Annotated in this window: 20 protein-coding genes; 14 read left to right on the top strand and 6 right to left on the bottom strand. The window is 73.4% G+C overall.

Going from position 1 to position 20,844, the window contains the following annotated elements; translation table 11 throughout:
• Nucleotides 1–156 precede the first annotated feature (156 nt).
• Genes gatC through gatB form a run of 3 tightly spaced genes read left to right on the top strand, consistent with a single transcriptional unit; the run spans nucleotide 157 to nucleotide 3,427 of the window.
• On the top strand, nucleotides 157–459 hold the full coding sequence (gatC, locus tag PHY01_RS07395) for an Asp-tRNA(Asn)/Glu-tRNA(Gln) amidotransferase subunit GatC (RefSeq protein WP_141277955.1): 303 nt from the start codon (nucleotides 157–159) through the stop codon (nucleotides 457–459).
• Nucleotides 456–1,934: an Asp-tRNA(Asn)/Glu-tRNA(Gln) amidotransferase subunit GatA gene (gatA, locus tag PHY01_RS07390; protein WP_141277780.1), complete on the top strand. Its 1,479-nt coding sequence runs from the start codon at nucleotides 456–458 to the stop codon at nucleotides 1,932–1,934. Before gatC ends, gatA begins: the two co-directional genes overlap by 4 nt.
• Nucleotides 1,931–3,427: an Asp-tRNA(Asn)/Glu-tRNA(Gln) amidotransferase subunit GatB gene (gene gatB / locus PHY01_RS07385; protein ID WP_141277779.1), complete on the top strand. Its 1,497-nt coding sequence runs from the start codon at nucleotides 1,931–1,933 to the stop codon at nucleotides 3,425–3,427. Before gatA ends, gatB begins: the two co-directional genes overlap by 4 nt.
• 8 nt (nucleotides 3,428–3,435) lie before the next feature.
• Here gatB and PHY01_RS07380 read toward each other — a convergent pair whose 3' ends face one another.
• The gene (locus PHY01_RS07380) at nucleotides 3,436–4,587 is read right to left on the bottom strand and encodes a PQQ-dependent sugar dehydrogenase (protein ID WP_246085754.1); all 1,152 of its coding nucleotides are present in this window, start codon (nucleotides 4,585–4,587) and stop codon (nucleotides 3,436–3,438) included.
• 53 nt (nucleotides 4,588–4,640) lie between these two features.
• On the opposite strand from PHY01_RS07380, the gene PHY01_RS07375 reads away from it, so the two are divergent.
• Genes PHY01_RS07375 through PHY01_RS07365 form a run of 3 tightly spaced genes read left to right on the top strand, consistent with a single transcriptional unit; the run spans nucleotide 4,641 to nucleotide 7,044 of the window.
• Nucleotides 4,641–5,552 carry a 2-hydroxyacid dehydrogenase gene (locus PHY01_RS07375; RefSeq protein WP_141277778.1) on the top strand — a complete coding sequence of 304 codons (912 nt, stop codon included), beginning with the start codon at nucleotides 4,641–4,643 and terminating at the stop codon, nucleotides 5,550–5,552.
• Between the two features lie 41 nt (nucleotides 5,553–5,593).
• Nucleotides 5,594–6,202 carry a DoxX family protein gene (locus tag PHY01_RS07370; RefSeq protein WP_141277777.1) on the top strand — a complete coding sequence of 203 codons (609 nt, stop codon included), beginning with the start codon at nucleotides 5,594–5,596 and terminating at the stop codon, nucleotides 6,200–6,202.
• A complete protein-coding gene (locus PHY01_RS07365) occupies nucleotides 6,199–7,044 on the top strand; it encodes a phosphotransferase (RefSeq protein ID WP_170183692.1) in 846 nt (281 codons plus the stop codon). Before PHY01_RS07370 ends, PHY01_RS07365 begins: the two co-directional genes overlap by 4 nt.
• Nucleotides 7,045–7,166: 122 nt before the next feature.
• Here the strand turns inward: PHY01_RS07365 and ilvD are convergent, their stop codons facing one another.
• The gene (gene ilvD, locus PHY01_RS07360; RefSeq protein WP_141277776.1) at nucleotides 7,167–9,008 is read right to left on the bottom strand and encodes a dihydroxy-acid dehydratase; all 1,842 of its coding nucleotides are present in this window, start codon (nucleotides 9,006–9,008) and stop codon (nucleotides 7,167–7,169) included.
• Nucleotide 9,009: 1 nt separating this feature from the next.
• Nucleotides 9,010–9,381 carry a PH domain-containing protein gene (locus tag PHY01_RS26290; RefSeq protein WP_170183691.1) on the bottom strand — a complete coding sequence of 124 codons (372 nt, stop codon included), beginning with the start codon at nucleotides 9,379–9,381 and terminating at the stop codon, nucleotides 9,010–9,012.
• A gap of 355 nt (nucleotides 9,382–9,736) precedes the next feature.
• Here PHY01_RS26290 and PHY01_RS07350 point away from each other — a divergent pair, with 355 nt between their 5' ends.
• The 6 genes from PHY01_RS07350 to PHY01_RS07325 all read left to right on the top strand — a co-directional run bounded on the left by PHY01_RS07350 (nucleotide 9,737) and on the right by PHY01_RS07325 (nucleotide 15,978).
• The gene (locus PHY01_RS07350) at nucleotides 9,737–11,653 is read left to right on the top strand and encodes an acetolactate synthase large subunit (RefSeq protein WP_141277774.1); all 1,917 of its coding nucleotides are present in this window, start codon (nucleotides 9,737–9,739) and stop codon (nucleotides 11,651–11,653) included.
• On the top strand, nucleotides 11,653–12,159 hold the full coding sequence (gene ilvN, locus PHY01_RS07345) for an acetolactate synthase small subunit (RefSeq protein ID WP_141277953.1): 507 nt from the start codon (nucleotides 11,653–11,655) through the stop codon (nucleotides 12,157–12,159). The genes PHY01_RS07350 and ilvN overlap by 1 nt, the downstream gene beginning before the upstream one ends.
• A 23-nt stretch (nucleotides 12,160–12,182) precedes the next feature.
• Nucleotides 12,183–13,187 carry a ketol-acid reductoisomerase gene (ilvC, locus tag PHY01_RS07340; protein ID WP_141277773.1) on the top strand — a complete coding sequence of 335 codons (1,005 nt, stop codon included), beginning with the start codon at nucleotides 12,183–12,185 and terminating at the stop codon, nucleotides 13,185–13,187.
• A gap of 172 nt (nucleotides 13,188–13,359) precedes the next feature.
• Nucleotides 13,360–14,697, top strand: coding sequence for a Na+/H+ antiporter NhaA (gene nhaA, locus PHY01_RS07335; protein ID WP_141277772.1), 1,338 nt, complete (start codon nucleotides 13,360–13,362; stop codon nucleotides 14,695–14,697).
• 50 nt (nucleotides 14,698–14,747) lie between these two features.
• Nucleotides 14,748–15,080 (top strand): DUF3040 domain-containing protein, encoded by a 333-nt coding sequence (locus tag PHY01_RS07330; protein WP_141277771.1) that lies wholly within the window; start codon nucleotides 14,748–14,750, stop codon nucleotides 15,078–15,080.
• A 34-nt stretch (nucleotides 15,081–15,114) separates the two neighbouring features.
• The gene (locus PHY01_RS07325; protein ID WP_141277770.1) at nucleotides 15,115–15,978 is read left to right on the top strand and encodes a slipin family protein; all 864 of its coding nucleotides are present in this window, start codon (nucleotides 15,115–15,117) and stop codon (nucleotides 15,976–15,978) included.
• Here PHY01_RS07325 and PHY01_RS07320 read toward each other — a convergent pair.
• Nucleotides 15,947–16,141, bottom strand: a complete 195-nt coding sequence (locus tag PHY01_RS07320) for a DUF1707 SHOCT-like domain-containing protein (protein ID WP_141277769.1) — start codon at nucleotides 16,139–16,141, stop codon at nucleotides 15,947–15,949. The genes PHY01_RS07325 and PHY01_RS07320 overlap by 32 nt on opposite strands.
• A gap of 154 nt (nucleotides 16,142–16,295) precedes the next feature.
• Here PHY01_RS07320 and serA point away from each other — a divergent pair, with 154 nt between their 5' ends.
• Both serA and PHY01_RS07310 read left to right on the top strand, forming a co-directional pair.
• Nucleotides 16,296–17,918, top strand: coding sequence for a phosphoglycerate dehydrogenase (serA, locus tag PHY01_RS07315; RefSeq protein WP_141277768.1), 1,623 nt, complete (start codon nucleotides 16,296–16,298; stop codon nucleotides 17,916–17,918).
• A 189-nt stretch (nucleotides 17,919–18,107) separates the two neighbouring features.
• A complete protein-coding gene (locus tag PHY01_RS07310) occupies nucleotides 18,108–19,145 on the top strand; it encodes a 3-isopropylmalate dehydrogenase (RefSeq protein ID WP_141277767.1) in 1,038 nt (345 codons plus the stop codon).
• A gap of 95 nt (nucleotides 19,146–19,240) precedes the next feature.
• On the opposite strand, the gene PHY01_RS07305 is transcribed toward PHY01_RS07310, so the two are convergent.
• A complete protein-coding gene (locus tag PHY01_RS07305; protein ID WP_141277766.1) occupies nucleotides 19,241–20,230 on the bottom strand; it encodes a hypothetical protein in 990 nt (329 codons plus the stop codon).
• Between the two features lie 141 nt (nucleotides 20,231–20,371).
• Nucleotides 20,372–20,680 carry an EthD family reductase gene (locus tag PHY01_RS07300; RefSeq protein ID WP_141277765.1) on the bottom strand — a complete coding sequence of 103 codons (309 nt, stop codon included), beginning with the start codon at nucleotides 20,678–20,680 and terminating at the stop codon, nucleotides 20,372–20,374.
• Nucleotides 20,681–20,844: the final 164 nt, after the last annotated feature.

The following is a 20,844-nucleotide window of genomic DNA, read 5'->3' as shown; positions in this document are numbered from 1 at the left end:
GTCCCGCAGGCGCGGCACCGGAACGCGATTCTGTCAGGAGCCGGGGCCCCGCACGCAACAACGGAGCGTGTCGGGGTGGGGACTAGACTCGACGTGCCGACCGCTGGTCGTGCCCCCGGCGTCGCCGCCCCCGTCATCCATCTCCTGGAGGGTCCATTGTCCGCCGCGATCACCCGTGACGAGGTCGCGCACCTCGCCCGGCTGGCCCGGCTCGCCGTCACCGACGCCGAGCTCGATGTCTTCGCCGGTCAGCTCGACGTGATCCTCGGGTCGGTCGCGCGGGTCGGCGAGGTCGCGGCCGACGACATCCCCCCGACGTCGCACGCGGTGCCGCTGGAGAACGTCTACCGCCCCGACGAGCTGCGCCCCGGCCTGAGCCAGGAGCAGGCGCTGTCCGGTGCCCCGGCCAGCGAGGACGGCCGCTTCCGCGTGCCGCAGATCCTGGGGGAGGAGGCATGAGCGACCTCACCCGGCTCACCGCGGCCGACCTGGCCGCGAAGATCCACTCGCGCGAGGTCTCGGCCGTCGAGGTCGCGCAGGCCCACCTGGACCGCATCGCCGCCGTCGACGGCGGGGTGCACGCGTTCCTGCACGTGGCCTCCGACGCCGCGCTCGCCTCCGCCGCGCTGGTCGACGACTCGATCGCGGCGGGCACGGCCCCGGCGTCGCCGCTGGCCGGCGTGCCGCTGGCGCTCAAGGACGTGTTCACCACCGCCGACATGCCCACCACGGCGGGCTCGCGGATCCTGGAGGGCTGGCGCCCCCCGTACGACGCGACGGTCACCGCGCGGCTGCGCGCGGCCGGCGTCACGATCCTGGGCAAGACCAACATGGACGAGTTCGCGATGGGCAGCTCCACCGAGTACTCGGCCTACGGCGTCACCCGCAACCCGTGGGACCCCTCGCGGGTGCCCGGTGGGTCCGGCGGCGGCTCGGCTGCGGCGCTCGCCGCGTTCGAGGCCCCGCTGGCGATCGGCACCGACACCGGCGGCTCGATCCGCCAGCCCGCCGCGTTCACCGGCACCGTCGGCGTCAAGCCCACCTACGGCGGCGTCTCCCGCTACGGCCTCATCGCCTGCGCGTCCTCGCTCGACCAGGGCGGCCCGTGCGCACGCACCGTGCTCGACGCCGCGCTGCTGCACGAGGTCATCGGCGGTCACGACCCGCTCGACTCCACCTCGATCGACTCGCCCGTCCCGTCCGTGGTGGCCGCGGCGCGCCAGGGGGCCGACGGCGACCTGTCCGGCCTGCGCGTCGGCGTCGTCCGCGAGCTGGGCGGCGAGGGCTACCAGCCCGGCGTCCAGGCCTCCTTCGACGCCGCGCTGCGCCAGCTGGAGAAGCTGGGCGCCGAGGTCGTCGAGGTCTCCTGCCCGCACTTCGAGTACGGGCTCGCCGCCTACTACCTGATCCTGCCCAGCGAGGTCTCGTCCAACCTGGCCCGCTTCGACGCCATGCGCTACGGCCTGCGCGTCGACGAGGGGGCCAGCGCGGAGGCGGTCATGGCGGCCACCCGTGAGGCCGGTTTCGGCCCCGAGGTCAAGCGCCGCATCATCCTGGGCACCTACGCGCTGTCCAGCGGCTACTACGACGCCTACTACGGCCAGGCGCAGAAGGTCCGCACGCTGATCTCGCGCGACTTCGCCGCCGCGTTCGCCCAGGCCGACGTCCTGGTCTCCCCGGCCACACCCACCACGGCGTTCCCGATCGGCGACAAGGTCGACGACCCGCTGGCGATGTACCTCAACGACCTCGCCACGATCCCGACCAACCTCGCCGGCACCGCCGCGATGTCGGTGCCCTCGGGCCTGTCCGACGGCCTGCCGGTCGGCCTGCAGATCATGGCGCCCGCACTGGGCGAGGCGGTCATGTACCGCGTGGCCGCCGCCTACGAATCGACCCGTGAGCCGCTCGTCGCCCCGGAGGTGTCGGCATGACCGCGTCCTTGGTGGACTTCGACGACGTCGTCGAGCGCTACGACCCGATGCTGGGGCTCGAGGTGCACGTCGAGCTCAACACGAACACCAAGATGTTCTGCGGCTGCCCCACCGGCTTCGGTGCGGAGCCCAACACCCAGGTGTGCCCGACCTGCCTGGGCCTGCCCGGGTCGCTGCCGGTCGTCAACCGGGCGGCGGTGGAGTCGGCGATGCGCATCGGCCTGGCGCTGAACTGCTCGATCGCGCCGTGGGGGCGGTTCGCCCGGAAGAACTACTTCTACCCGGACATGCCGAAGAACTTCCAGACCTCCCAGTACGACGAGCCGATCGCCGTCGACGGGTGGCTCGACGTCACCCTCGACGACGGCGAGATCTTCCGCGTGGAGATCGAGCGCGCGCACATGGAGGAGGACACCGGCAAGTCGCTGCACGTCGGCGGCGCCACCGGCCGGATCCACGGCGCCGAGTACTCGCTGCTCGACTACAACCGCGCGGGCGTGCCGCTGATCGAGATCGTCACGAAGATGATCCCCGGCACCCGCGAGCGGGCGCCGGAGGTGGCGCGCGCGTACGTCACCGCGCTGCGTGACCTGATCAAGTCGCTCGGCGTGTCCGACGTCCGCATGGACCAGGGCTCGATGCGCTGCGACGTCAACCTGTCGCTGTCCCCGCGCGGGTCCGGGATCCTGGGCACCCGGTCGGAGACCAAGAACGTCAACTCGCTGCGCTCGGTCGAGCGGGCGGTGCGCTACGAGATGTGCCGGCACGCCGCCGTCCTGGACGCGGGCGAGAAGATCGTGCAGGAGACGCGCCACTTCCAGGAGGACACGGCCACCACGCGCTCGGGCCGGGTCAAGGAGACCTCGGAGGACTACCGCTACTTCCCCGAGCCGGACCTGGTCCCGATCGCCCCGTCGGCCGAGTGGGTCGAGGAGCTGCGGGGCACCCTGCCCGAGCTGCCCTGGGCGCGGCGCGCGCGGCTGCAGGCCGAGTGGGGCCTGTCCGACGAGGAGCTGCGCGACCTGGTCAACGCCGGTGCGCTCGACCTCATCGAGGCCACCGTCGCCGCCGGTGCCCCTGCCGGGGAGGCCCGCAGCTGGTGGGTCGCCTACCTGGCGCAGCAGGCCAACGCCCGCGAGGTGACCCTCGACGCCCTGCCCATCACCCCGGCCCAGGTGGCCCGGGTGATCGCGCTGGTGGCCGGTGGCGAGCTGAACAACAAGCTCGCCCGCCAGGTCGTCGACGGCGTGCTGGCCGGGGAGGGCGAGCCCGACGCGGTCGTCGAGGCCCGCGGGCTCAAGGTCGTCTCCGACGACGGCGCGCTGATCGCCGCCGTCGACGAGGCACTGGCCGCCCAGCCCGACGTGGCCCAGAAGATCCGCGACGGCAAGGTCGCCGCGGCCGGGGCCATCGTCGGGGCGGTCATGAAGGCGACCAAGGGCCAGGCCGACGCCAAGCGCGTCCGGGAGCTGATCATCGAGCGCTGCGGCTGACGCCACGGCTAGGCCCGGGACTGGCCGCCCGACGCCACCGGCGGCAGCACGACCACCCGGTCGTCCGACGGCACCGGCACCCCGCCGTCCTTGTTGACGGTGCCGAGCCAGATCAGGCCGTCGGGGCCGGGGGCGGCGGCGGCGAGCCGGCCGTAGACCCCGGCGAGCTGGGTCTCGGTGGCGGTGAAGGCCGTCGTCACGGGGTCGGTGCGCAGGACGAACAGCGAGGTCGCGACGGTCTGCGCGACGGCCACCACGTCGAACTGCGCCACGCACCCGGCGACGCCCGGGCGGTCCGGCCAGGTCCACGCAGGTGGCCCGAGCGGGCCGGGGACGACCAGGTGCAGCACGTCCTGGGTGCCCGCCCGGTCGGTCACCCACGCCGCGGTCGTGGCGGGGTTGACGCAGACCCCGCCCGGCGCGGTGAGGCCGGAGCTGAGCACGGGGGAGGCCGGGTCGGGGTTGCCGATGGCGGGGCGGCCGAAGGTGTCGATCCGCAGCAGCTTGCCGGCCAGCGAGGCGGGATCGGCGCCGCCGGCGTCACCGGTGGCCACCAGCAGCGACCCGTCGACGTCGACGCCGAGCGCGCCCCCGTTGTTCGACGCCCCCCGCGGGATGCCGGTCAGCAGCGGCTTCGGCGGCTCGCCCTCGGCGATGAGCAGCACGCGGTTGTCCTCGGGCGTGGTCGCGTAGGCGTAGACCAGCCGGTCCTCCGCGTACGACGGCGACAGCACGAGCCCGGTGAGCCCGCCGCCCCCGCTCGCGTCGACCGCCACGGTGGCCACCAGCTCCGGGTCGGTGCCGCGCTCGACCCGCAGCACCCGCCCGGTGGTGCGCTCGGCGACCAGCGCGCTGACGCCGTCGGGCAGCACCGCGACGGCGCCCACCGGCTCCAGGCAGGTCTCGACGACCGCCGGGTCGGGGTCGTCGCAGGGCTGCGGTTCCGGCGGCGGGCCGCCCTGCGGCGACTGCTGCGCCGAGGGCGGGGGCGTGCGCGGGTCGGCGGACTCGGGCACGCGCGGGATGCCGCCCAGCTCGCCCGCGCCCTCGATCTGTTCCTGCCACTCGCGCGGGCCGTTGTCGGGGAACGTGGCGCAGCCAGCGGTCAGGCCGACGGCCAGCAGCGCAGCGGCCGACGCACGCCGCACCCGTCCCCACACGGGCGTCAGGCTAGGCCGGGCCGGGTGAGCGGGCCGTGAGTACCGTCGGGCCCATGGCCGACCCGATCACCGTCCTGGTCCCGCACGCCGAGGGGGCGGAGCTCCTCGACGGCGTCACCGCCGTGGTCTACGACCCCGACGGCGACCTCCCCGAGGAGGCCGCGCACGCGCAGGTCCTCGTCGCCCCGTTCCTGGCGACCAGCGAGGCCGTGGCGCTCACCGAGAAGATGCCCGAGCTGCGGCTGGTGCAGCTGCTGACCGCGGGAGCCGAGGCTTGGGTCGGGAAGCTGCCCGAGGGCGTCGCGCTGTCGGACTGCCGCGGCGCGCACGGCGGGGCCACCGCGGAGTGGGTCGTCGCCGCGCTGCTCGCGGTGTACCGGCACCTGCCGCGGTTCGTCAGGGCGCAGGACGAGGCCCGCTGGGACTACCACCGGACCGAGGAGCTCGACGGCAAGCGGGTGCTGGTCGTCGGGGCGGGTGACGTCGCGGAGAACACCGTGCGCCGCCTGACGCCGTTCGGGGTGGAGACGACGCTGGTGGGCCGCACGGCCCGCGACGGCGTCCACGGCATCGACGAGGTGCACGACCTGCTGCCCGACCACGACGCCGCCGTGGTGATCGTCCCACTGACCGACGACACCCGCGGCCTGGTCGACGCCCGGTTCCTGGCCGCGATGCCCGACGACGCGGTGCTGGTGAACGCCGCACGCGGGCCCGTCGCCGACACCGACGCGCTGGTCGCCGAGCTGGGCTCGGGGCGCATCCGCGCCGCGCTCGACGTGACCGAGCCCGAGCCGCTGCCCGCCGACCACCCGCTGTGGACCGTCCCCGGCCTGCTGCTCACCCCGCACGTCGGGGGCAGCGTGCCGGGCGGGATGCGCCGGGCCTACCAGGTCGCGGCCGAGCAGATCGCGGCGTTCGCCCGCGGCGAGGAGCCGCCGAACCTGGTGCGGGGCGCGTACTGACCCGGCGCCGGAGTCCCGGCCGGTGCCCTAGTCTCGCGGACATGAGCGAGCAGCCGACCTCGGTGTTCACCCCCGGCAGCCTCGGCGAGCCGGAGCCGACGAAGACCCGCCCGACGCGCCGGCCGCTGGAGTGGAACCCGGCCACCGACCTCGGCCTGCTGATCCTGCGCTTCGCGATCGGCGGCACGTTCGTCGCGCACGGCATGCAGAAGGTGTTCGGGCTGTGGGGCGGGCCGGGGATCGGCGGGTTCGCGCAGGACCTGGTCGGGTTCGGCTTCCGGGAGGCGACCACGCTGTCCTGGGTCACCGGGATCACCGAGCTGGTGGCGGGCGGGTTCGTCGTGCTCGGGGTCGGCACACCGCTCGCCGCCGCGGGCCTCGTTGCGATCATGCTGAACGTGGTGCTGCTCAAGCTCGGGGCGGGCGGCGGGTTCTTCGCCTCCGGCCCGAACGGCGTCGAGCTGGAGGCGGTGCTCGGGCTCGGGGCGGCGGCGCTGGTGTTCACCGGGGCGGGTCACATCGCCCTGGAGCGCGGGCGCACCTGGCACCGGCGGCCCGCGCCGTGGGGCGTGCTCGCGATGATCATCGGCGTGGCGGCCGGGCTGGCCGTGTTCCTCCTGCTGCGCGGTCCGGTGCCGGTCGCCCCGTGACGGCCCCGCCCGACGCCGCCTGGCTGCCGGCGGCCACGCGGGCGCTCGGCGCCCGGCCCGCCGTGCTCGGGCGCACCCCGCTGACCGGCGGGTACGTGGCCGCGAGCGTGGAACGCCTCGACCTCGACGTCGACGGGCGGGTGGTGCCGGTGGTGCTCAAGACCGCGTCGGCGGTGGAGGTGGCGGCGCTGCGGGCGGTCCACGTCGTCCGGGCCGACCCGGCCGTCCTCGCCGCGGGCGACGGGTGGGTGCTCGTGCCCTTCGTCGACGGGACGCCCCCGGCCGAGCACGAGCCCGTGCCGGACGCGGTGTGGGCGACGCTGGCGCAGGTGCACGCGCACTGGTGGCGCAAGCGCCCGCGCGGGGTCCCGGTGGTGGACGCCGCGTTCTGGCGCGGGCTGTGCGACCGCACGCTCGTCGCCGTCCGGGGAGCCGCGGCCCGTACCGGTGACCCGATCTACGGCGAGGTGGCCGCCGCGCTCGACGCCTGGCGCGCCGACCCGCGCATCGGCGCCGCGCTGGCCCGGCTGCCGCGCACGCTCGTGCACGGCGACGCCCACCGCGGCAACGTGCTGGGCACCGCGCTGATCGACTGGGGCAACGCCCGCGTCGCCCCGGCCGCGGTCGACGTGGTGACGCTGGGCGGGGACCCGCCGCAGGCCTACACCGAGGTGCTCGACGCGCGGGTCCCCGCCGCCGCGCGGGCCCCGGCCGAGGTGGAGCGGGCGTGGGCGCAGGTGCACGTGCACGTGACCTACCTGGGCTTCGCCGCCGACCACCTCGGGGCCGCGCGGGTCACGGAGATGGCCGGGAACGCCGAACGCGCCCTCGCCACGCTCTGACCCCCGCACGCTCCCCGCGCACAACTGCGTCGCACGGATGTCCCGACTCGCGGGCGGGGTCCATCCCCCACCCGCGAGTCGGGACTTTCCTGCGACCGAGTCGGGCTGTCCGTGCGCCGGGGTCAGACGATCCGGCGGACCGCCCCGGTGTGCGCGCTGGTGGCCAGTGCCGCGTAGGCGCGCAGGGCCTTGGACACCGGGCGCTCGCGGTCGCGGGGCTGCCACGGGCGCTCGGCGGCCTCCATCTTCTGCCGCCGCTCGGCCAGCACCTCGTCGGGCACCTCGACCGACAGCGTGCGGCTGCGGACGTCGATGAGGATGGGGTCGCCGTCCTCGATCAGCCCGATGACACCGCCGTCGGCCGCCTCGGGCGAGATGTGCCCGACCGAGATCCCCGACGAGCCGCCGGAGAACCGGCCGTCGGTGATCAGCGCGCACTTCGCGCCGAGCCCGGAGCCCTTGAGGAACGCGGTGGGGTGCAGCATCTCCTGCATCCCCGGGCCGCCCGCCGGGCCCTCGTAGCGCACCACCAGGACGTCACCGGGCTGGATCTGCTTGGTGAGGATGACCGACACGGCCTCCTCCTGGCTCTCCACGACCCGGGCCGGGCCGGTGAAGTGCCAGAGCTCCTCGGGGATGCCGGCGGTCTTGATGATCGCGCCGTGCGGGGAGATGTTGCCGCGCAGCACCGCGAGCCCGCCCTCGCTGGTGTAGGCGTGCTCGGCGTCGTGGATGCAGCCGGACACCGCGTCGGTGTCGAGGGAGGACCACCGGTTGGACGTGGAGAACGCCTGCGTCGTGCGCACCCCGCCGGGTGCGGCGTGGAACAGCTCGACGGCGGTCTCCGACGGGGAGCCGCCGCGGATGTCCCACTCCTCCAGCCACGACTCGAGCGACGGGGAGTGGACGGTGTGCACGTCGGTGCGCAGCAGCCCGGCCCGCCACAGCTCGCCGAGGATCGCGGGGATGCCGCCGGCGCGGTGGACGTCCTCCATGTGGAAGTCCGAGCTGGGGGAGACCTTCGACAGCGTCGGCACCCGCCGCGACACCTCGTCGATGGCGGCGAGGTCGAAGTCGACCTCGCCCTCCTGGGCGGCGGCGAGGATGTGCAGCACGGTGTTGGTGGAGCCGCCCATGGCGACGTCGAGGGCCATGGCGTTCTCGAACGCCGCGCGCGTGGCGATGTTGCGCGGCAGCGCGGACGCGTCGTCGTCGCGGTACCAGCGCGTCGCGAGCTCCATCACGGTCCGGCCGGCCTGCAGGAACAGCTCGCGGCGCGCCGAGTGCGTGGCCAGCGTGGAGCCGTTGCCGGGCAGCGCGAGCCCGAGGGCCTCGGTGAGGCAGTTCATCGAGTTGGCGGTGAACATGCCCGAGCAGGAGCCGCAGGTCGGGCAGGCGGAGCGCTCGACCTCGGTGAGCCCCTCGTCGTCCACCTCCGACGACGCCGACGCCGAGATCGCGGTGATCAGGTCGGTCGGCGCCTGCGCCACGCCCCCGACGACGACGGCCTTGCCCGCCTCCATCGGCCCCCCGGAGACGAACACGGTGGGGATGTTCAGCCGCATCGCGGCGTTGAGCATGCCGGGGGTGATCTTGTCGCAGTTGGAGATGCAGACCAGCGCGTCGGCGGCGTGCCCGTTGACCATGTACTCGACGGCGTCGGCGATCACCTCGCGGCTGGGCAGCGAGTAGAGCATCCCGCCGTGGCCCATCGCGATGCCGTCGTCGACGGCGATGGTGTGGAACTCCCGGGGGACGCCGCCCGCCTCGGTGATGGCGCCCGCGACCAGGTCGCCCATGTCCTTGAGGTGCACGTGGCCGGGCACGAACTGGGTGTAGGAGTTGGCGATGGCGACGATCGGCTTGCCGAAGTCGCCGTCGGTCATGCCGGTGGCACGCCAGAGCGAACGCGCTCCGGCGGCGTTGCGGCCGTGGGTGGTGACGCGGGAACGCAGTGCCGGCACTTCAGTCTCCAGCCGGGTCGGGCAGCCGGCCGCCGGACGCGGCGGCGAGCTGGGGCAGGTCGCGGACGCCGACGGCGGGGAGCGGTAGCTCGGCACCGTCGCTCAGCACGGCGTGGACCCGGCCCTTGTCGGCCAGGCGCAGCGAGCTGATCTGCGACCACGGTACGCGCCTGCCCGTCACCAGCGTGCGGACGGTGACGGCCTCGGGGTCGACGACGGTGCGCGTGCGCAGCGTCCACGCCACGACGCCGACCGGGACCAGGTAGACCAGCCACAGGAACGGCGCCCCGAACGCCACCGGCGTGGCGCAGACGGCCAGTACCAGCGCGAACAGGATCTGCAGTCGGGACGGGTGGAAGGCGACGCGGGGCACGCCCTCATGCTCCCACCCCGCGAGTCGGGACTTCCGTGCGACCGAGTCCGCCGGGCCGGTCGCCGCTGGCGACGAACTCGGTCGCTGTGATGTCCCGACTCGCGGGGAGGGGGCTCCCACGATCTCGCGGGGAGGGGGCTCCCACGATGCGGTCGAGGATTCCCAGCAAGTTGACGCCCCGCCCGTCCGGCGGCTAGCGTCGCGGGCATGTCCGACTCCCGGGTTCTCGTACTTCGCAGGCGCGTCCACGCCTGAGCGGGTTCTCGGTCGTCGACGCGCCACCCTCGCATCGCCCCACCCGGCGGTCGGGGGTTTTTTCATGCCCAATCCCACCATCAGCGAGGCAGAGCAGCCGATGACCACCGCCACGCCCCGATCCGGACCGAAACCGGCGCCGCCACCCGGCCGCCCGGCCCCGGCCCCGCAGGCCGTCCCGGGCACCCGGGCCGAGTCCCCGCGCTTCGACGCGGTGCCGATGACCGGCGCGCAGTCGCTCGTGCGCTCCCTGGAGGAGGTCGGCTGCGAGGTCGTGTTCGGGATCCCCGGCGGCACGATCCTGCCCGCCTACGACCCGTTGCTCGACTCCACCCGCGTCCGCCACGTCCTGGTCCGCCACGAGCAGGGCGGGGGCCACGCGGCCACCGGGTACGCGCAGGCCACGGGCAAGGTCGGCGTGTGCATGGCCACCTCCGGCCCGGGCGCGACGAACCTCGTCACCCCGATCGCCGACGCCCACATGGACTCGATCCCGCTGGTCGCGATCACCGGGCAGCAGTCCCGGCCGCTGATCGGCACGGACGCGTTCCAGGAGGCCGACATCACCGGCATCACGATGCCGATCACCAAGCACAACGTGCTGGTCACCGACGCGCGTGACATCCCGCGGGCCATCACCGAGGCGTTCCACCTGGCGAGCACCGGCCGGCCGGGGCCCGTCCTCGTCGACATCCCGAAGGACGTCCTGCAGGAGCAGACGACCTTCACCTGGCCCGTCGAGATGGAGCTGCCCGGCTACCGGCCCACGACCCGCCCGCACGGCAAGCAGATCCGCGAGGCCGCCAAGCTCATCTGCGCAGCGCGCCGTCCCGTGTTCTACGTCGGCGGCGGCGTCCTCAAGGCCCGCGCCTGGGACGAGCTGAAGGAGCTGGTGGAGCTCACCGGCATCCCGGTCGTCACCACGCTGATGGCCCGCGGCGCGTTCCCCGACAGCCACCCGCAGCACGTCGGCATGCCGGGCATGCACGGCACGGTCGCCGCGGTGGCCGCGATGCAGAAGTCCGACCTGCTGATCGCGCTGGGCGCGCGCTTCGACGACCGGGTCACCGGGGTGCTGTCGAGCTTCGCGCCGCACGCGCAGGTCGTGCACGCCGACATCGACCCGGCGGAGATCTCCAAGAACCGCCGCGCCGACGTCCCGATCGTGGGCGACTGCAAGGAGGTCATCACCGACCTGATCGAGGCGGTCGGGGCCGAGCGGGCGAACGGCACCGCCGACATCGGCGACTGGTGGTCCCAGCTCGACGAGCTGCGCGGGCGCTTCCCGCTCGGCTACACCTGGCCCGCCGACGGCTCGCTGTCGCCGGAGTACGTCATCGAGCGGATCGGGCAGATCGCCGGCCCCGACGCCGTGTACGCCGCGGGCGTCGGCCAGCACCAGATGTGGGCCGCGCAGTTCATCAAGTACGAGAAGCCGCGCACCTGGCTCAACTCCGGCGGCCTGGGCACGATGGGCTTCGCCGTGCCGGCCGCGATGGGCGCGAAGATGGCCCGCCCCGACGCCGTGGTCTGGTGCATCGACGGCGACGGCTGCTTCCAGATGACCAACCAGGAGCTCGCCACCTGCGCGATCGAGGGCATCCCGATCAAGGTGGCCGTCATCAACAACGGCAACCTCGGCATGGTCCGGCAGTGGCAGAACCTGTTCTACAAGGAGCGCTACTCCAACACCGACCTCGGCACCCACAAGCACCGCATCCCCGACTTCAAGCTGCTCGCCGAGGCGATGGGCTGCGTCGGGCTGCGCGCGGAGTCCAAGGACGACGTCGACCGCGTCATCCACGAGGCCATGGCGATCAACGACCGGCCGGTCGTCATCGACTTCGTCGTCGGCGCCGACGCCCAGGTCTGGCCGATGGTCGCCGCGGGCACCGGCAACGACGAGATCATGGCCGCCCGCAACATCCGACCGCTGTTCGACGGCGACGAGCTCGTCACCGACACCGGCACGGTCGCCGCGGTCACCGCCGAGGCGCAGAAGGACCAGGAATCATGATCGAGCGCCACACCCTGTCCGTCCTCGTCGAGGACAAGCCCGGCGTGCTCGCCCGCGTCTCCGGGCTGTTCTCCCGCCGCGGGTTCAACATCGTCTCGCTCGCGGTCGGCCCCACCGAGCAGGTCGGGGTCTCGCGGATGACGATCGTCGTGGCCGTCGAGGACCTGCCGCTGGAGCAGGTCACCAAGCAGCTCAACAAGCTGGTCCACGTCATCAAGATCGTGGAGCTGGAGCCGGCCGCGTCGGTGCAGCGGGAGCTGCTGCTGGTGAAGGTCCGCGCCGATCCGGCCGTGCGCAGCCAGGTCCTGGAGATCGTCGACCTGTTCCGCGCGCACGCCGTCGACGTCACACCGGAGGCCCTGACCGTCGAGGCCACCGGCACGGCGGAGAAGATCGCCGCACTGCTCAAGAACCTGGAGCCCTACGGCATCCGCGAGATGGTGCAGTCCGGGACGATCGCCGTCGGCCGCGGGCCGCGCTCGATCACCGCCACCGCTGTTCGTTAACCGAGAGGAACCCCTTCACCGTCATGAGCGTGAACATCTACTACGACGCCGACGCCGACCTGTCGATCATCCAGGGCCGCAAGGTCGCCGTGATCGGTTACGGCAGCCAGGGCCACGCGCACTCGCTGTCGCTGCGCGACTCGGGCGTCGACGTGCGCATCGGTCTCCCCGAGGGCTCCAAGAGCCGCGCCAAGGCCGCCGACGAGGGCCTGACGGTGGGCACGCCCGCCGAGGTCTCCGCCTGGGCCGACCTGATCATGATCCTGGCGCCGGACACCAAGCAGCGCTTCATCTACGCCGACGACATCGCCCCCAACCTCAAGGCCGGCGACGCGATCTTCTTCGGCCACGGCTTCAACATCCGCTACGAGCTGATCAAGCCCCCCGCGGACGTCGACGTGGCGATGGTCGCGCCGAAGGGCCCGGGCCACCTGGTGCGCCGCCAGTTCGTCGACGGCAAGGGCGTGCCCGCGCTCATCGCGGTGGAGCAGGACGCCACCGGCGGGGCCAAGGCGCTGGCGCTCTCCTACGCCGCGGCGATCGGCGGCGCCCGCGCGGGCGTCATCGAGACCACGTTCACCGAGGAGACCGAGACCGACCTGTTCGGCGAGCAGGCCGTGCTCTGCGGCGGCGCGGCGGCGCTGGTCCAGACCGGGTTCGAGGTGCTCACCGAGGCCGGCTACGCCCCGGAGATCGCCTACTTCGAGTGCCTGCACGAGCTCAAGCTGATCGTCGACCTCATGTACGAGGGCGGCATCGCCAACGAGCGCTTCTCCATCTCCGACACCGCCGAGTACGGCGACCTCACCCGCGGCCCGCGCGTGGTCAACGCGCAGACCAAGGAGGAGATGAAGAAGATCCTCGGCGAGATCCAGGACGGCACCTTCGCCCGCGAGTGGGTGGCCGAGGACGAGGCCGGGCGGCCGAACTTCACCAAGCTCCAGCAGGAGGGTGCGGCGCACCCGATCGAGGAGGTCGGCGAGAAGCTGCGCGGCCTGATGAGCTGGGTGGGCAGCAAGGCGACCTGAGTCGCACCGCTCCGCGGCGAACGGCACTCCCACCCGATCCGGTCGGGGGGAGTGCCGTTCGTTGCATTCCGGCCCGCACGTGCGGTGCGGACCGCCGGATCGGGTTACTGTTTTGTCCGGTGTGCCGGGAAGTCTGGTCGGCGTCTCTGTCGTCGACCCCGGAGGATCTCCCATGCCCTCGCCGCCCGGCCCCACCACGTCCCGCCTGTTCAGCCGCGGGAGCTGGCCCGAGGCCCGCCGCATCGCCGAGATCCTGCGCCTGGAGACCGTCGGCGGGATGCTGCTCGTCGGTGCCGCGGTCCTGGCGCTGATCTGGGCGAACTCGCCGTGGCGCGAGACCTACACGGCGCTGTCCGAGATCACGGTCGGCCCGGCCGCGCTCAACCTCGACCTCTCGCTCGCCACGTGGGCCGCCGACGGCCTGCTGGCGATCTTCTTCTTCGTCGCCGGGCTCGAGCTCAAGCGCGAGTTCGTGGCCGGTGACCTGCGCGATCCGCGCCGGGCCGCGCTCCCGGTCGCCGCGGCCGTGGGCGGCATGGCGGTCCCGGCGGTGGTCTTCGTCGCGTTCACGGTCAGCTCCGGTTCGGAGGCGCTGGCCGGCTGGGCGATCCCGACCGCCACCGACATCGCGTTCGCGCTGGCCGTGCTCGCCGTGGTCGGGACCAGCCTGCCCACCGCACTGCGCACCTTCCTGCTGACGCTCGCCGTCGTCGACGACCTGCTGGCGATCACCATCATCGCGGTCTTCTACACCTCCTCGCTCGACCTGTTCTGGCTCGCGCTGGCGCTCGTCCCGCTCGCGATCTTCGGCCTGCTGGTGCAGCGCCGGGTGCGGTCGTGGTGGCTGCTGCTGCCGCTCGCGGCGATCACCTGGACGCTCGTGCACGAGTCCGGGGTGCACGCGACCGTCGCGGCGGTGCTGCTCGCGTTCACGGTGCCGGTCGTGCGGCGGTCGGCGGGGGAGGGGCCCGGGCTGGCCGAGCACTTCGAGCACCGGATCCGGCCGATCTCGGCCGGCGTCGCCGTGCCCGTCTTCGCGTTCTTCGCGGCCGGGGTCTCGGTGGTCGACGGCGACGGGCTGGGGGCGGCGTTCGCCGACCCGGTGGCGCAGGGCATCGTCGCCGGGCTGGTCCTGGGCAAGATCGTCGGGGTGCTGGGTGCGACCTGGCTGGTGCAGCGGTTCACCCACGCGCAGCTCGACGAGGGACTGTCCTGGTGGGACGTGCTCGGGCTGTCGATGCTGGCCGGGATCGGCTTCACCGTCTCGCTGCTGATCGGGGAGCTGGCCTACGACGCGGAGTCCGGCCTGGGGGACACCGTGCGGATCGGGGTGCTGAGCGGCTCGCTGCTCGCCGCGTTCCTCGCCACGCTCGTGCTCCGGGTCCGCAACCGGCACTACCGGCGGATCGCGGAGGAGGAGGCGCGCGACGACGACGGGGACGGCGTGCCCGACGTCTACCAGTCGGGCCCGGCAGGATCGGACAAAAAGGACTACTCTGGCGAGAGGTGAGCCGGGAAGCCTGGTCGGCGGAGTCGTCTCCGCTGCCCGAAAGGTTCCCGATGATCGTCTCAGGTTTCCCCGAGCCCCCGGGTCCACGCGACCCGCGGCGCCTGTCCTCCCGCGAGGAGGCGATCCTCGCCCGGATCGAGAGCGACCTCGTCGACGACGACCCGGACCTGTCCCGGCTGGCGTCGGCCACCCCGTCGGTGCTGCCGGTGGCCCCACCGGTCGCGGCGCGCGAGATCGGGCTGCTCGCGGTCGTCCTGCTGATCCTGGTGGGAGCGGCGGTCCTGGTGCCTCCCGTGCTGCACCTCGCCGTGCTGCCCGCGCTGACCGTCCTGCTTGTGGTGCCGTGGACGGTGCTGTGCGCGCGCCGCTCCACCGACGGCTGACCACACCCCCACCGCCGACCTCCGGAGGTCCACCGTGTCCCCGCTGCTGATCACCCTCGCCCTGCTCGCGTTCCTCGTGCTCACCGTCGTGGGCGCGGGCGTCCAACTCGTCCAGCAGTACCAGCGGGGGGTCGTCCTGCGGTTCGGCCGGCTGCTCCCGACGGTCCGCGAACCCGGACTGCGGATCATCGTGCCGTTCGTCGACCGGATGACGAAGGTCCCCGTGCAGACCGTCGTCATGGACGTCCCGTCCCAGGGCGCGATCACCCGGGACAACGTCACCCTGGCCGTCGACGCGGTCGTCTACTTCCGGGTGTCCGACCCGGCCAAGGCCGTGGTCAACGTCGACAACTACCTCGGCGCGGTGTCGCAGGTGGCGCAGACCTCGCTGCGTTCGGTCATCGGGCGGGTCGACCTCGACACGATGCTGTCGGACCGCGAGCAGGTCAACGACGAGCTCCGCGCCGTCATCGACACCCCCACCGAGGCCTGGGGCGTCAGCGTCGACCGCGTCGAGATCAAGGACATCGCCCTGCCCGAGGGGATGCGGCGGTCCATGTCGCGTCAGGCGGAGGCCGAGCGTGACCGCCGCGCCCGCGTGATCGCCGCCGAGGGCGAGGCCCAGGCCTCGGCCCGGCTCGCCGACGCCGCCCGGGAGATGGGGGAGACCCCGGGAGCGCTGCAGCTGCGGCTGCTGCAGACCGTCGCCGACGTGGCCTCGGACAAGAACAGCACCCTCGTCATGCCGTTCCCGATCGAGATGCTGCGGTTCTTCGACAACGCCTCCGGCACGACGGCGGAGGACGCCGACGCCGACCGGGCGTCGACCCCGCCGGAGGTCAACGGCTCCGGACCGGCTCCGGCGATCACCACAGGTCCCGAGGCAGATCGTCGGTGAGGTCGTCGAGCTCGCCGCGGGTGCGCGCCGCGACCGTCGCGGCCGTGCGCTCCTCGAACTCCGACAGCGTCAGCCGCCCCTCGGCGACCGCCCGTTGCAGGCGGCGGAGCACCGCCTCGCGGTCGTGGTCGGACACGCGCAGCGCCCGCCGGGCCGGATCCATGGTGGTACCTCCTCACAGGCCAGGATAGGAGGAGGATCCGGTCCGGTTCGTCCCGATCCGGCCGTCGCCATGCTCACGCCACCGGTACCGGCCGGCCGCCGCGCACCTAGGATCACGGGGTACCGACCATCGATCCGGGAGCCCTGCAACCGCCGTGAGCACTGTTCGCAATCCAGCGCAGGCGTCCACCCGCCCTGTCGTCCTGCTCGCCGAGAAGCTGGCGCCGTCCGCGGTCGCGCTGCTGGGCGACGACGTCGAGATCCGCCACGTCGACGGCACCGACCGTCCCGCCCTGCTGGCCGCCCTCGCCGACGCCGACGCGCTGCTCGTCCGCTCGGCCACCCGGGTCGACGCCGAGGCGCTCGCCGCCGGCACCCGGCTCAAGGTCGTCGCCCGCGCGGGGGTGGGGCTCGACAACGTCGACGTCCCGGCCGCCACCGCGCGCGGCGTCATGGTCGTCAACGCGCCGACCTCCAACATCGTCTCCGCCGCCGAGCACGCCGTCGCGCTGCTGCTCGCCGCCGCGCGCCACGTCCCCGCCGCCGACGCGTCGCTGCGCGCCGGGAAGTGGGCCCGCAGCTCGCTCACCGGCACCGAGATCAACGGCAAGGTCGCCGGCATCGTCGGCCTCGGCAAGATCGGGCAGCTGGTCGCGCAGCGGCTCGCGGCCTTCGGCGTCGAGCTCATCGCCTACGACCCCTACGTCGCGCCGGCCCGCGCCGCGCAGCTGGGCATCGAGCTGGTGTCGCTCGACGACCTGCTCCGCCGTGCCGAGCTGATCTCGATCCACCTGCCCAAGACCCCCGAGACGCTCGGGCTCATCGGCAAGGACCAGCTGGCGGTCACGAAGCAGGGCGTGATCATCGTCAACGCCGCGCGCGGTGGCCTGGTCGACGAGGACGCGCTCGCCGAGGCCGTCCGCAGCGGGCACGTCGGCGGGGCGGGGATCGACGTCTACGTCGACGAGCCCACCACGTCGAGCCCGTTGTTCGAGATCCCGCAGGTCGTGGTCACCCCGCACCTGGGCGCGTCCACCGACGAGGCGCAGGACCGCGCGGGCACCGACGTCGCCCGGTCGGTGCAGCTGGCGCTGGCCGGGGAGTTCGTGCCCGACGCCGTCAACGTGCAGATCGGCGGGGTCGTCGGCGAGGAGGTGCGGCCGTGGCTGCCGCTCACCCAGAAGCTGGGCACCGTTCTGTACGCCGTCGCCGGCCGCGTGCCGAGCACCGTCACCGTCGACGTCTCCGGTGAGCTGGCCTCGGAGGACGTGTCGGTGCTGCAGCTCGCGGCGCTGCGCGGGCTGTTCACCCACGTCGTCGAGGACCAGGTGACCTTCGTCAACACCCCGGCGCTGGCGGCCGAGCGCGGCGTCGACGTCGAGCTGACGACGGCGCCGGAGAGCGAGAACTTCCGCTCGGTCGTGCAGCTGCGCGCGGCCATGCCCGACGGCGAGTCGATCACCGTGTCCGGCACGCTCACCGGGCGCTCGCAGGTGCAGAAGCTGGTGGAGGTCAACGGCCGCCACTTCGACCTGCGTGCCGAGGGCGAGGTGCTGCTGCTGGAGTACGCCGACCGCCCCGGCGTGATGGGCCGCGTGGGCTCGCTGCTGGGCGAGGCCGCGGTGAACATCGAGGCCGCGCAGATCAGCCAGACCACCGACGGATCCGACGCGATCATGCTGCTGCGCGTCGACCGGCCCGTCGACCCGGGTGTGCTGGAGCCCATCGGGGCGTCGGTCGGGGCCCGCGTCACCCGGCTGATCTCGTTCGACGTCTGAGTCGCATTGGCCCGCTCGGGGGCGTGTCGGGGGTCCGGACGGGCCAGTGGCGGACCCGTTTCACCCGTCGGGGTGACCTCGAAGGAGTGAGGCGCGCCGTGACGGCCTGATCGCGGCCGGTACCGTGCGTCTCGGCCCGCCTGCAGTCGGAGGAACGCGCGGGTCCAGTCACGAGAGGAAACCCCAGTCATGCGCCTTGCGGTCATTCCCGGCGACGGCATCGGGCCGGAGGTCATCGAGGAGGCGCTGAAGGTTCTGGAGGAGGTCGCGCCGGGAGCGGAGACGACCACCTACGACCTCGGCGCGGCGCGCTGGCACTCCACCGGGGAACTCCTGCCCGAGTCGGTGCTCACCGAGCTCCAGCAGCACGACGCGATCCTGCTCGGCGCCGTCGGCGACCCGTCGGTCCCCAGCGGCATCCTCGAGCGCGGCCTGCTGCTGCGCCTGCGCTTCGAGCTCGACCACCACGTCAACCTGCGCCCGGCGCGGCTCTACCCGGGCGTCCGCGGGCCGCTGGCGGGCAACGCCGAGATCGACATGGTGGTCGTCCGCGAGGGCACCGAGGGCCCCTACGTCGGCACCGGCGGGCTGCTCCGCAAGGACACCCCGCACGAGATCGCGACCGAGGTCAGCACGAACACCGCGTTCGGCGTGGAGCGGGTCGTGCGCGACGCGTTCACCCGGGCCGAGCGCCGCCCGCGCAAGCACCTCACGCTCGTGCACAAGACCAACGTGCTGACCTACTCCGGGCGGCTGTGGTCGCGGCTGGTGGAGGAGGTGTCGCTGGAGCACCCCGACGTGTCGGTGGCCTACCTGCACATCGACGCCGCCACCATCCACATGGTCACCGACCCCGGCCGCTTCGACGTGGTCGTCACCGACAACCTGTTCGGCGACATCCTCACCGACCTCGCGGCCGCCATCACCGGCGGCATCGGGCTCGCGGCCAGCGGCAACCTCGACGGCAGCCGCCGCAACCCCAGCATGTTCGAGCCGGTGCACGGCAGCGCCCCGGACATCGCCGGTCAGGGCATCGCCGACCCCACCGCCGCGGTGCTCTCGGTCGCCCTGCTGCTCGACCACCTGGGCAACGTCGAGGAGGCCCGGCGGATCGAGGCCGCGGTGGCCTTCGACCTCGCCACCCGCGACCACGCGGCCACCGGCCACACCCGCTCGATCGGCGACCGCCTCGCCGCCCTGGTCAGCAGCCACGCCGGCGTCAGCTGACCGAGGCGCCCGCAGATCCCTCCCGGCCCGCCCCGCCCTCCGCCCGAAATGGCAGTAAAGCCACGATGCCGCCACGACGTGGCAGCACAGTGGCTTTACTGCCGCGGGTCGAGCGCGCGGACCGCGGGGCGGGGCCGCGCGGCAGCCTGCGCGTACGCCCCGCGGAGGACCTTCAGCACCGCCGGTCCGTCCCGGATGATCTTCTTGGGTTTGCTCGCGAGGTAGACGACCCCGGCCGCCACGAACGACGCCGCACGGTCGACGGTGTGGTCGTGGTCGGCGGGGCTGAGGTGCCATTCGCTGGACTCGATCTCCCACGCCATCGCCACGTCGTCGAGCCAGCAGTCGACGCGGCCGAGGAAGGTGCCGTCCGGCCCGTACACGGGCGCGTTCCACCACGGCTCCGGTAGTCCGGACCGCGCCCACAGCCGCTTGGCGTCCCGTTCCGCGGCGGAACGGACCCCGTCCGCGACATCGCGCAGCACCTCCGCCGGGGTCGCGGTGAGGCGACGGGATCCCTCGGCGAGCTCCGCGGCCAGCGCGGGCACCGTGCACAGCCCTCGTTGCACCGCGTCCGACATCAGCTCGGTCATCTCGGCAGCCGACTCCAGGCTCCGCACCGCGTCGGCGCACGCACGCACGATGGGGGTGAGCGGGATGCCGTTGCGGACCTCGGGCCGCGGCATGCGGCTGGTCCGGGCCACCTCGACGAACCCCGTCGACCGGAGCTGACGCGAGTCGGGGACGAGCACGGCGATGGTCGGTCGGCCGGGATGGACGGGTGTCCTCGCGGGCCCCCGGCGCAACCCGTGCCGGCGGCAGGCCTCGACCCCGGTCAACTGGGCGTCCGGGCCACCGAAGAGCAGTGCGGCCCGCACGAGCTGGGCGAGGGTGGGCTCCCCGGTGCCGAGCAGGATCACCGCCGGCAGCAACCGGCGCCAGGGCCCGCCGCCACGACAGCGGTTGTAGACGGTCCGCTCGGGGATCCCGGCCGCGACGAGCTGGCGAGCCGTGGCGACGCCGTCGGGGAACAGGCCACGAAGCCGTTCGGTCCGGCGGGCGGTGAGGGTGAGTGTTGAGCCCATGCCCAGGATGCTCGCCCGAGAGCAGGGAGCAGCGTGGGCGATTGGGAGAACTGGTGGCAGTAAAGCCACTGTGCTGCCATCTCGTGGCGGCATAGTGGCTTTACTGCCATTCGGGGGAGGGGTGGGGCGGGGAGGGCGGGGTCAGACCTCTTCGGAGGGGCCCGTCAGCAGGGTCACTCCTGCGCCGGCGAAGTTGGGCAGGTCGGCCACCGCGGCCTGGCCGTGCTCCCCGCTCATCCCGGCGCCGAAGGTGGCCTCGTCGGGGAAGTCGAGGACCGCGACGAGGTAGTGGGCGGGCTTGTTGCCCTCGGCGTCGGGGCCGGGGTGGCTGATCGTGTACCGCAGCAGGCCGGGGATCTTCTTCGCGATGACCGCGTGCACCTCGGTGTAGTGCTTGTCGAACGCGGCCGGGTCCTCAGGGTGGTTGTAGAGGGCGGTGAGCTGGAACACGGCGGCACCTTTCGCTGATGGGCCCGCGTGCGGCGGTGCACGCGGGTCGGTCACCACCCTGGTGGATCACCCGGTGCGCGCCTACCCGGCGTCCCGCGATGTGGGACGCAGGTGTGACAGCCGGGGACGGGCCGTGCCATGCTCGGCGGCGTGTCCAGCACCAT

It is taken from the genome of Pseudonocardia hydrocarbonoxydans (genome assembly GCF_006539565.1).
Classification (GTDB): Bacteria; Actinomycetota; Actinomycetes; order Mycobacteriales; family Pseudonocardiaceae; genus Pseudonocardia; species Pseudonocardia hydrocarbonoxydans.
The sequence above is the reverse complement of the archived record's forward strand: the minus strand, read 5'-3'. Positions and strand labels throughout refer to the sequence as shown.

Coding starts and splice junctions, on each gene's coding strand:
- gatA (WP_141277780.1), top strand. CDS start 456: ATGAGCGACCTCACCCGGCTCACCGCGGCCGACCTGGCCGCGAAGATC.
- gatB (WP_141277779.1), top strand. CDS start 1,931: ATGACCGCGTCCTTGGTGGACTTCGACGACGTCGTCGAGCGCTACGAC.
- PHY01_RS07375 (WP_141277778.1), top strand. CDS start 4,641: ATGGCCGACCCGATCACCGTCCTGGTCCCGCACGCCGAGGGGGCGGAG.
- PHY01_RS07370 (WP_141277777.1), top strand. CDS start 5,594: ATGAGCGAGCAGCCGACCTCGGTGTTCACCCCCGGCAGCCTCGGCGAG.
- PHY01_RS07350 (WP_141277774.1), top strand. CDS start 9,737: ATGACCACCGCCACGCCCCGATCCGGACCGAAACCGGCGCCGCCACCC.
- ilvC (WP_141277773.1), top strand. CDS start 12,183: ATGAGCGTGAACATCTACTACGACGCCGACGCCGACCTGTCGATCATC.
- nhaA (WP_141277772.1), top strand. CDS start 13,360: ATGCCCTCGCCGCCCGGCCCCACCACGTCCCGCCTGTTCAGCCGCGGG.
- PHY01_RS07330 (WP_141277771.1), top strand. CDS start 14,748: ATGATCGTCTCAGGTTTCCCCGAGCCCCCGGGTCCACGCGACCCGCGG.
- PHY01_RS07320 (WP_141277769.1), bottom strand. CDS start 16,141: ATGGATCCGGCCCGGCGGGCGCTGCGCGTGTCCGACCACGACCGCGAG.
- PHY01_RS07310 (WP_141277767.1), top strand. CDS start 18,108: ATGCGCCTTGCGGTCATTCCCGGCGACGGCATCGGGCCGGAGGTCATC.
- PHY01_RS07305 (WP_141277766.1), bottom strand. CDS start 20,230: ATGGGCTCAACACTCACCCTCACCGCCCGCCGGACCGAACGGCTTCGT.